11 protein-coding genes are annotated in these 8,359 nt (G+C 44.0%); 4 read left to right on the top strand and 7 right to left on the bottom strand.

Annotation, left to right across the window (positions count from 1 at the left end; all coding sequences use genetic code 11):
* Positions 1-167: 167 nt before the first annotated feature.
* The 4 genes from Q0081_RS03450 to Q0081_RS03435 form a co-directional block, all read right to left on the bottom strand.
* A complete protein-coding gene (locus Q0081_RS03450; RefSeq protein ID WP_298349331.1) occupies positions 168-1,541 on the bottom strand; it encodes an FAD-binding oxidoreductase in 1,374 nt (457 codons plus the stop codon).
* Positions 1,542-1,547: 6 nt separating this feature from the next.
* The gene (locus Q0081_RS03445) at positions 1,548-1,856 is read right to left on the bottom strand and encodes a phosphoribosylpyrophosphate synthetase (protein ID WP_298349328.1); all 309 of its coding nucleotides are present in this window, start codon (positions 1,854-1,856) and stop codon (positions 1,548-1,550) included.
* 99 nt (positions 1,857-1,955) lie between these two features.
* Positions 1,956-2,141: a GNAT family N-acetyltransferase gene (locus tag Q0081_RS03440; protein ID WP_298349326.1), complete on the bottom strand. Its 186-nt coding sequence runs from the start codon at positions 2,139-2,141 to the stop codon at positions 1,956-1,958.
* 135 nt (positions 2,142-2,276) lie between these two features.
* Positions 2,277-3,536, bottom strand: a complete 1,260-nt coding sequence (locus Q0081_RS03435; protein WP_298349322.1) for a metallophosphoesterase — start codon at positions 3,534-3,536, stop codon at positions 2,277-2,279.
* Between the two features lie 135 nt (positions 3,537-3,671).
* Here Q0081_RS03435 and Q0081_RS03430 point away from each other — a divergent pair, with 135 nt between their 5' ends.
* Positions 3,672-4,088: a molybdenum cofactor biosynthesis protein MoaE gene (locus Q0081_RS03430; RefSeq protein WP_298349320.1), complete on the top strand. Its 417-nt coding sequence runs from the start codon at positions 3,672-3,674 to the stop codon at positions 4,086-4,088.
* 121 nt (positions 4,089-4,209) lie between these two features.
* A complete protein-coding gene (fdhD, locus tag Q0081_RS03425) occupies positions 4,210-5,025 on the top strand; it encodes a formate dehydrogenase accessory sulfurtransferase FdhD (protein ID WP_298349317.1) in 816 nt (271 codons plus the stop codon).
* A 138-nt stretch (positions 5,026-5,163) separates the two neighbouring features.
* Here the strand turns inward: fdhD and Q0081_RS03420 are convergent, their stop codons facing one another.
* Both Q0081_RS03420 and Q0081_RS03415 read right to left on the bottom strand, forming a co-directional pair.
* A complete protein-coding gene (locus tag Q0081_RS03420) occupies positions 5,164-5,547 on the bottom strand; it encodes a DUF3037 domain-containing protein (RefSeq protein ID WP_298349314.1) in 384 nt (127 codons plus the stop codon).
* Entirely contained in the window at positions 5,525-6,322 is a 798-nt protein-coding gene (locus Q0081_RS03415; protein ID WP_298349312.1) for a HipA family kinase, read from the bottom strand. Before Q0081_RS03415 ends, Q0081_RS03420 begins: the two co-directional genes overlap by 23 nt.
* Positions 6,323-6,524: 202 nt before the next feature.
* Here Q0081_RS03415 and Q0081_RS03410 point away from each other — a divergent pair, with 202 nt between their 5' ends.
* Entirely contained in the window at positions 6,525-7,259 is a 735-nt protein-coding gene (locus tag Q0081_RS03410) for a type II CAAX prenyl endopeptidase Rce1 family protein (protein ID WP_298349310.1), read from the top strand.
* A 29-nt stretch (positions 7,260-7,288) separates the two neighbouring features.
* Here Q0081_RS03410 and Q0081_RS03405 read toward each other — a convergent pair whose 3' ends face one another.
* On the bottom strand, positions 7,289-7,741 hold the full coding sequence (locus Q0081_RS03405) for a hypothetical protein (protein ID WP_298349307.1): 453 nt from the start codon (positions 7,739-7,741) through the stop codon (positions 7,289-7,291).
* A 272-nt stretch (positions 7,742-8,013) separates the two neighbouring features.
* Here Q0081_RS03405 and Q0081_RS03400 point away from each other — a divergent pair, with 272 nt between their 5' ends.
* Positions 8,014-8,271 (top strand): hypothetical protein, encoded by a 258-nt coding sequence (locus tag Q0081_RS03400; RefSeq protein ID WP_298349304.1) that lies wholly within the window; start codon positions 8,014-8,016, stop codon positions 8,269-8,271.
* Positions 8,272-8,359: the final 88 nt, after the last annotated feature.

Raw genomic sequence — 8,359 nt, 5'->3', positions numbered from 1 at the left:
TCTTAAAGCGAGAGCCGACTGAAATGAGTTTGGCTCGTAAGCGAAAGAAAGCCGCTCGCGACGATGCTTACCTTAAAACCCTGTTAAACCAACTTAACACTTGATGCAATCACCCTATATCCCTAATGATAAACTGGCAGAAGGTTTAATTGATTTATGAAAACAGTTTAACCGGCAGGCAGCAATTTCCCTGGATTCATCAGGTTGTTGGGGTCAATTGACTGTTTGATAGCCCGCATTACGTCGAGGGCACCTTCGTGTTCCAGAGCCATATAGGCTAATTTTCCCACCCCTACTCCATGTTCGCCCGTACAGGTTCCTTCCATGGCCAAGGCTCGACGCACCAAACGCTCGTTTAAGGCTTTTGCCCGTTCAAACGATTCAAAATCATCGGGGTCAATCAATATGGTAAGGTGAAAATTCCCATCGCCGACGTGACCCAAAATGGGTGCAAGTATTCTCGTTTGTTGAATATCCAATTGGGTTTCAACGATGCATTGCGCCAAACGTGAAATCGGCACGCATACGTCGGTAGACATCAGTTTTGAGCCGGGTCGCAACGCCAGCGCAGCAGGGGCTGCATCGGTTCGGGCACGCCAAAGTTTCTTCCGATTGGCTTCGTCTTTTTCCCAGACAAAATCCTCTGCCCCAAATTCCTGTGCGAACTGTTGAACTGCTAAAATTTGAGCTTCAACTTCTGCCGCAGTACCGCCAAATTCCAAAAAAAGCGTAGGAACTTCTTGGTAATCAAGCGAAGAATAGCGATTGATAGCCCGCATCATTTGGTCGTCCAACAATTCTATTTTGGCAATCGGAACGCCTTTTTGGATGGTTTTTATCGCGGTATTGACCGCCGCTTCCACCGAAGGAAAAGGGCAAACCGCGGCATAAATGGTTTCGGGTTCGCTGTGCAACTTGAGCGTCAGTTCACTGATAACTCCCAACGTTCCTTCAGCACCCACAAAAAGCCGGGTCAGGTCATATCCTGCCGACGATTTTTTGGCTTTGCTCGCCGTTTTAATAATTTTCCCGTCGGGCAAAACCACCGTCAGCGAAATCACATTGTCTTTCATCGTTCCGTAACGCACGGCATTCGTGCCCGACGCCCGCGTACTCGCCATTCCTCCCAAGGTTGCATTCACACCGGGGCCAATAGGGAAAAAGAAACCACTTCCTTCCAACAAGCCATCCAATTGATTGCGCGTCACGCCCGCTTGGACTGTAACGTACATATCGGCTTGATTTACCTCCATGATTTGGTTCATTAAACTCAGGTCGATACACACGCCCCCACGAAGCGCCAATACGTGGCCTTCAATGGAAGTACCCGCCCCAAAAGGAATAATCGGAACACCGTATTTGGCACATATCTTCACTATTTCGGCTATTTCTTCGGTGGTTTGCGGATAGACCACTGCATCCGGCGGTTGGCATTCATGGTAACTAAATCCAACACCGTGTTGGTCGCGCACGGCAGGTTCGCGACTTATGCGCTCTCCTAAATAGGTCTGAAGTTCCTGAGTAAAAAGTAGATTATCCATCAATAACTATTGCTCATCAAATCGAAGTTTGGCAAGAAGCTCATCCGTTACTTCTTCTGTATACACCCCGTAACCGCTCACTAACAACCCCTTAATAGCATGATTCTCAGAGGAAATAGCGTACAAAACTGCTTCATCCGCCGGGTCGGTTTGGCCTTCAAAGCGAAAAAATTCATCAATTCTAAACTCGTCGGCAAACACCTTAAGCGCTCCTGCGCGGCATACCAAGGCATCTTGCCCTAAATTAAAATCTTCAACATAGCCTTCTTTACGAAGGGCTTCCATGGTTTCGGACAACGTGTCGTAGGCTTGCATTGATTTCTATAGTTAGGTGGGGAGTAAGTCCTGATAGTGAGGGTGTTCCTGAATGTAGTCAGTGACAAAAGGACAATAAATCTTCAAAGGTAATTTCTCCTACCGAATGGCATCCAAGGCAAACTTAGCCAGTTTTTGCGCCAACCCTTGGCCGCGCAGGTTATCCGGCACAAACGTATGCATCAGATACACCGTACCATCATTCATGCGGTATTCTATGAAAGCAAATTCACCGTCAACATCTATCTCAAAACGTTGACGGTCAAGGTTATTGATAACGTTCATTGAACTTTAGTTTAAGCAAATAAATTCGTGATAAATTTATTATCAATTAGCTAATCACGGCACGGGCGAACAGACCTACTATTCACTAAATCACTCATTCACCGCACGGGCGGCCCCGTAATTCACAATTAGTACTCAGGCTTTTACCAATTCAACCATCGTAATTTCGGGTAAAATACCCACTCGACCGGGATAACCGATGTAACCAAAGCCCCGGTTTACGTACAAATGTTGGTCTCCTTCTTTGTACAATCCGCCCCATTGTTTGTAACGATACTGTACCGGACTCCACTGAAATCCACCTATTTCTACGCCAAATTGCATCCCGTGCGTATGACCTGCAAAGGCAATATCAATGTCTTTATACTTCTCCATTACCTGCGAGTTCCAGTGACTTGGGTCGTGCGAAAGAAGCAATTTTACGGGAAAATCTTCGGTGTTTTGATACGCTTTTTCCAACACACCGTATTTTGCAAAGCCACCGGCACCCCAGTTTTGAATTCCCAACAGACCGATTTTCTCATTTTCGACTTGAATAGCGCGGTGTTCGTCCAACAACAAATCCCAGCCGAGCAGGCGATGTGCTTCTTTCAAATCCGCTAAGTTTTTACGTTTAGCTTCAGCACTCGGCCATTGGTAATAATCACCGTAGTCGTGGTTTCCCAAAACCGAAAACGTCCCCAACGGAGCTTTTATCTTTTTGAAAATATCAATGTAATCCTTCACCTCATCGGCCGTATTATTGACCAAATCACCGGTAAAGAAAAACAAATCGGGTTTCTCAGCCATCAGCATCTCTACACCTCCTTTCACGGCGGTTTTATTAAAGAAACTTCCCGAGTGAATATCCGAAAGCTGCCCAATTTTAATACCTTCAAACGCCTTCGGCAAATTTTTAACGGGAATCCGTACCCGACGAATCCGATAATCGTGCGCTCCGGATACAATTCCGTAGGTGAAGCCGGCAACTGTTGTACCCGCTACCGCCAAGGCTGTTTTAATCAAAAATTCGGAACGCGGAATGGCAGGCGCATCGGGCAGTGGATTTGACACAACCAGCTGATTACCAAAGAAATTTGTCACCCATTTCCCAAAACGGACGACGTCGTCAATCAACAAAATGAATAACGAGAAGAATTTAGCAAAATAAGGAATCAGCAAGGCAGTCCAAATAAATTGGCGCGTCGTTCGGCTGAGTGAATCGGGGGAAATGAGAAACTGAGTAACTATCCAGACGGCTAAACTGATGATAGGAATTACCCAATAGATAGCGTGAATAATACGACGGGTTTCGAGGGCGCTGCCTCGCGTAAGGGCTTTTACGGCTTGAAAAACGTACAAATCCAACAAAAAGAATACGCCAATGGTTATAAGGATGGCAGGCAGACGATTCATAATATACCTTGAATGAGTTTTCGGTACAACAAAAGACAATTAAAAAAAGTGTAAAATAGGAGTAGATTTGTGGGAAACGGCCAATTTTTAGGATGAAGTGACTATTTTTGGCGCTAATTCATTTCAGAAATCAACATGATTGACATACAATTATTGGATACCAAGCTCAATTCCCAAACCTGTTTCGACTACGTACTCTCGGATGATGCCGGCGGCATCGTAACTTTTGTGGGAACCGTGCGCAACCATACCAAGGGAAAGCGGGTCTTACGTTTGGAATTTGAGTCCTACGCGCCCATGGCCATCAAGGAAATGCAAAAAATTGCGGAACAAGCCGTGCAACGTTGGCCCGTGTTAAAAATTTCCATTCATCATCGCGTGGGCGTTTTGGATATTGGTGAAATCCCCGTCATCATTGCCGTAGCCTGCGCTCACCGCAAAGCAGCTTTTGAAGCGTGTCAGTTTGTCATTGATACCCTCAAAGAAACAGTTCCCATTTGGAAAAAAGAGTTTTTTGAAGACGGTGAAGTGTGGGTAGCGGCGCATCCTTGATTTATTGACGAATTACGACGGGGTCGCCCGTGCGATTATGAATTATGGAAAATTTTCTTGGGTGAAAGAAGGTTCCTGATGCTCGACTTTATTCTTAAAATTTAACAGCAAAAAATTGAAAATGAATATCCAAAAGGTGTCTATTGTTCGGATAAATGGAGCAAGCTCGGAAAATACGACCGACTTAATTGTTGTGGAAGAGCCCGTTGAAATCCGATTGGAATATTGGGATGTGGTGAAAGGATGGGTTGAAAAATCAGTGTCCATCACCATGCGAACTCCCGGAGAAGACGAAGCATTGGCCGTTGGTTTTTTGAAAACGGAAGGAATTGTAAAAGGTGATGATATAGACTCCGCAAAGGTAAGTTTGGACAATACGGTCACCGTTAAACTTAAACCTCACGTAAGACCTGATCTTCAAAAATTACAACGCAATTTTTATGCAACGTCAAGTTGTGGCGTATGCGGAAAATCCTCTTTAGATGCCTTAGGTTATACCTACGAAAATCTGGATTTTGCGAAAAACTTGGCTCCTTTGTCTCCTGAATTGATAACTTCTTTACCTGATAAACTCACTACTTTTCAACGTATTTTTGACCAAACAGGCGGAATCCACGCAGCGGGATTATTTGATCGGGAGGGAAATCTACAACTTTACGCCGAAGATGTGGGTCGCCACAATGCCGTGGATAAAATTGCGGGCAAAGCATTGTTGAATCACTTCTCTACTTTCAATAAACACATTTTGGTTTTGAGCGGCCGCGCCTGTTTTGAGCTGTTGCACAAGGCATTAGCGATGTCAATCCCCGTGGTGGTCGCCGTAGGAGCACCCTCCAGTTTGGCCGTGGAAACGGCAGAAAAATTTGGACAAACTCTGATTGGTTTTACGCGCGAAGGGCGGTTCAATATTTATACGGGACCGCAACGAATTGGCTAATCGTTCATTTATTTTCTCGCAGATATACACAGATTTTAAAGCGCAGATTGCCGCAGATTAAAAATCAAAAACTGTGACCTTCCGAGGTTATGCCCTTGGTGGTGTTTTCACCACCAAGTAGCCGACGCAGGCAAAATATTACAGAACCAATTGCGCATGCAATCGGGCAAGCGTTTCGGCAGCATCGGTACACAAGCCCGGGTGAACCGCCGATGACTGAATAATGGTGCTGCGGGTAGATGTTAACCAACGAAAACGCTCGGCAATTGTCAACTGACCGATGATGCCTCCTTCCCTGCGTCCCGCACAAATGCGCTCAAAGGTGCAAAGGCGTTCCCGTAATTCTTCCACATCTATTTTGGCTGAAAACGCCCGAAGCCGTTCTTCATTCAGTTCAAACACCGTTTGCAGAAATCGTTGGGCAGGGCAGTAAACGATAACGCCTACATTGAGAAATTCTTCGCGTTCGACGCGCGGTACGACGCGAATGACGGCGTACTCAAACAAGTGTTTTTCTTGCATTTTGCGCTTCTTTGACAAAAATTTCTGACGCGGCCAATCGCGCCTCTAAAAATTGAATATAGACCTGCCGCCGTTCTTCCGCTGACTGCGTGGTAGATTCATCGGACAGCCACTCGTCAGGAACAAGTGCCACAATTGCCTGAATCCGTTCCAGTGTTAATTTCTGCCGAAATTCCGCATCTACCGCGTCTAATTCAGCGGCTTGGGGGAGTAACATATGGTTTTTAATGGATGCAAACGGGCTTTGGTTTTGTTGTGCCCAATTGTCCCAAGAATGGTGAAAATAAAGCGAAGCACCGTGGTCAATGAGCCATAACTCTTTGTGCCACATCAACATATTGGTGTTGCGGGCGGTACGGTCCACATTCATAATGAAGCTATCCAACCACACAATCTGCGAAGCGAGTTGGGTATCTACGGTGGTGATTAAAGAATCAAACGTAATGGAACCTGAAAGAAAATGAAGAGCCAGATTGAGTCCTACGCTGCCGCGAAGCAAATCCTGAATTTCTTCATCGGGTTCACTGCGACTAAAGGCAATATCCAATTCGGCAAAGACGATTTCCGGCACTCGAAAGCCCAAAGCACGGGCAATTTCGCCCGAGATAAGTTCAGCAATGAGGGCTTTTTCTCCCTGCCCCGCTCCCCGAAATTTCATCACGTACAAAAACCCGTCATCGGCCTCCACTATGGCGGGCAAAGAGCCGCCTTCGCGCAAAGGAGTCACATAGCGCGTCACATTGACTGTTCGGAGGGTGGGTTCGATGGTTGACATTATTTATGAAGCTTGTTTTTAAAACAGCAACGCCGAAAGTTAGGGCGTTTTTTTGAAAAAACAGGCATCTTTACGCCCAAACTCATCGGCAATCGTCACGCTGTTCCTGTATTTCATCACTTCTTTTTTCAACTTTAAAACGGCTCGCTTAGTTTTGACTCATTAAATTTTTTTATTTGTATCCTCCTAAACCAAAACAGCTATGGAATTTATGCTTGCTCCGTCCGAGAGTTCTTCTCAAAGAATCACCTTCAAAAAAGCAGCCAAAGAGGCTTTTCAGTACCTTAAAAATCCTCGATATTCAGTAGAAGACAACGCATTTACGCTGGGGCAAAAAGTGCATTATTGTTTCCAAATTTATTTACTTCAACTGGTTTTTCTTCCGTTTTTAGTTCCTTTGATTTACGTTGCAAAAAAAATGACTCAGGCCGAACACCTTGAAATTGATCAGAAAAATTGGGCTGTCGTTTTGTACATCATTCTTCTCGGTCCTTTGCTGGAAGAACTTGTTTTCAGAGGTTTATTGCGTTTCAACCGTAAAGTCATTGCGTTTTGGGGATCACTTTTATTGGGTGGCTTAGGGTGGGTTTTATCCCCCAACAGTACTTTTAAAAACGCTTCCGTTTATATGGTTTTTATGTCTTTCCCTGTTTTTTATATTGCCACTGAATATGTCAAAACAACACTTCATGAGTTTTGGAAAAACCACTTCAAAGTTGTTTTTCACTTTGTTGCTGTATCGTTTGCACTGATACACTTGGGAAACTTTACCAACATCCACAATTACCTTTGGGCGCTGCCCCTTGTTTCAATTCAGCTTATTTTGGGCTATTTTCTGGGCTTTCTCCGAATAAAATTCGGATTTTGGTACGGCGTAGGTTTGCACATAATGTGGAACTTTACTTTTACTATCATTTCTTTACTGGATAATAGCTAACCTCCTCCCTGTAACGCTAAATACAGCTATTATAAATGACTTCGATAACGTATTTTTTTACCTTCTTCGAGGGTATAAATGCCTTTACGCTGAGTTAGCAGCCAGTTACCATCATTCCAGGTACCCGTCTCGTTTTCTTTTGCTATTTTAAGTACGATGGAGCCGTCTGATTTAGGCACGTACAATTCCATTTGAGTACTATCTGCCGACGCTATTGCAAAAGCAGAAAGGGTTTGGTCAAGCGTAGCATCTTGGGGATCCAATCGAATGCCGACTTCAAATATACGCACACATTCATTGCGTACTACGGACCAAGTATAACCTGCCGAGCCTTTGCACCCGTGTTTGTCAAGGTCATTTCCGACCATTACCGGCGCTTCGGAGATGGCTGTAGTATCGGTAACTGAAGTATTTTCAGTTTGTTTTTGCCCGCAATTTGCTAATGAAATAATTGATAATAAAGCAATTACAGTTTTTTTCATTTGGTACATCTATATTGGTTTAAGATTGTTTTAGCGGTCGATAATCAGAATTCTTTCAACGCAAAGTTAAGAGGTTTTTCCATGGGGGCTATTTACCTATTCTTTTGTCTTATTTTAGGTCACAAACAACCTTTATTCTTCCATTTCCCAAGTTCATTACAAATTGTCCCACGATAACCCTATTTCATCACTTCTATTTTCAATTAGCCTTTGCCTTCCTTAGTTTTGAATCAACAAACTGACATACTTACTACTTAACCTAACACAAACCTATGAAACCAAATTCTTATTACCTCCAATTGTTTCTCGGCTTTTGCGTCTGTACGCTTCTGTACTCAATGTTCAGCGATTTTTATCCCGTCGTAAAAAGCATGTTTTTCAAAGATACCGACACTTCGTTACTCTTTCAGAAAACCTTTGCCCAAATGGGATGGATTCGTATTATTATCAAACCGCTGTTTATAGGTGCGTTTGTAGCTTATGTCAGTTATAGAGAACGGCCGAACTTCTTGGAATCAAAACTAAAATAATTGCAATTTTGCGAAATGAAAAAGAAAGTAGAAATAAGCGAACCAGAACGATTGGCAAATTTCATGCATTCATTTGGCCAAAATCACG

It is taken from the genome of Runella sp. (assembly GCF_027484545.1).
Taxonomy (GTDB): Bacteria; Bacteroidota; Bacteroidia; order Cytophagales; family Spirosomataceae; genus Runella.
Note: the sequence above shows the minus strand (reverse complement) of the source record. Positions and strands in the feature narration are given on the sequence as shown.

What these genes read in the sequence shown, in the direction of transcription:
- Q0081_RS03430 (WP_298349320.1), top strand. Translation starts at nt 3,672, where the DNA reads ATGATTGACATACAATTATTGGATACCAAGCTCAATTCCCAAACCTGT.
- Q0081_RS03445 (WP_298349328.1), bottom strand. Translation starts at nt 1,856, where the DNA reads ATGCAAGCCTACGACACGTTGTCCGAAACCATGGAAGCCCTTCGTAAA.
- Q0081_RS03410 (WP_298349310.1), top strand. Translation starts at nt 6,525, where the DNA reads ATGGAATTTATGCTTGCTCCGTCCGAGAGTTCTTCTCAAAGAATCACC.
- Q0081_RS03435 (WP_298349322.1), bottom strand. Translation starts at nt 3,536, where the DNA reads ATGAATCGTCTGCCTGCCATCCTTATAACCATTGGCGTATTCTTTTTG.
- Q0081_RS03440 (WP_298349326.1), bottom strand. Translation starts at nt 2,141, where the DNA reads ATGAACGTTATCAATAACCTTGACCGTCAACGTTTTGAGATAGATGTT.
- Q0081_RS03415 (WP_298349312.1), bottom strand. Translation starts at nt 6,322, where the DNA reads ATGTCAACCATCGAACCCACCCTCCGAACAGTCAATGTGACGCGCTAT.
- Q0081_RS03400 (WP_298349304.1), top strand. Translation starts at nt 8,014, where the DNA reads ATGAAACCAAATTCTTATTACCTCCAATTGTTTCTCGGCTTTTGCGTC.
- Q0081_RS03405 (WP_298349307.1), bottom strand. Translation starts at nt 7,741, where the DNA reads ATGAAAAAAACTGTAATTGCTTTATTATCAATTATTTCATTAGCAAAT.
- fdhD (WP_298349317.1), top strand. Translation starts at nt 4,210, where the DNA reads ATGAATATCCAAAAGGTGTCTATTGTTCGGATAAATGGAGCAAGCTCG.
- Q0081_RS03420 (WP_298349314.1), bottom strand. Translation starts at nt 5,547, where the DNA reads ATGCAAGAAAAACACTTGTTTGAGTACGCCGTCATTCGCGTCGTACCG.
- Q0081_RS03450 (WP_298349331.1), bottom strand. Translation starts at nt 1,541, where the DNA reads ATGGATAATCTACTTTTTACTCAGGAACTTCAGACCTATTTAGGAGAG.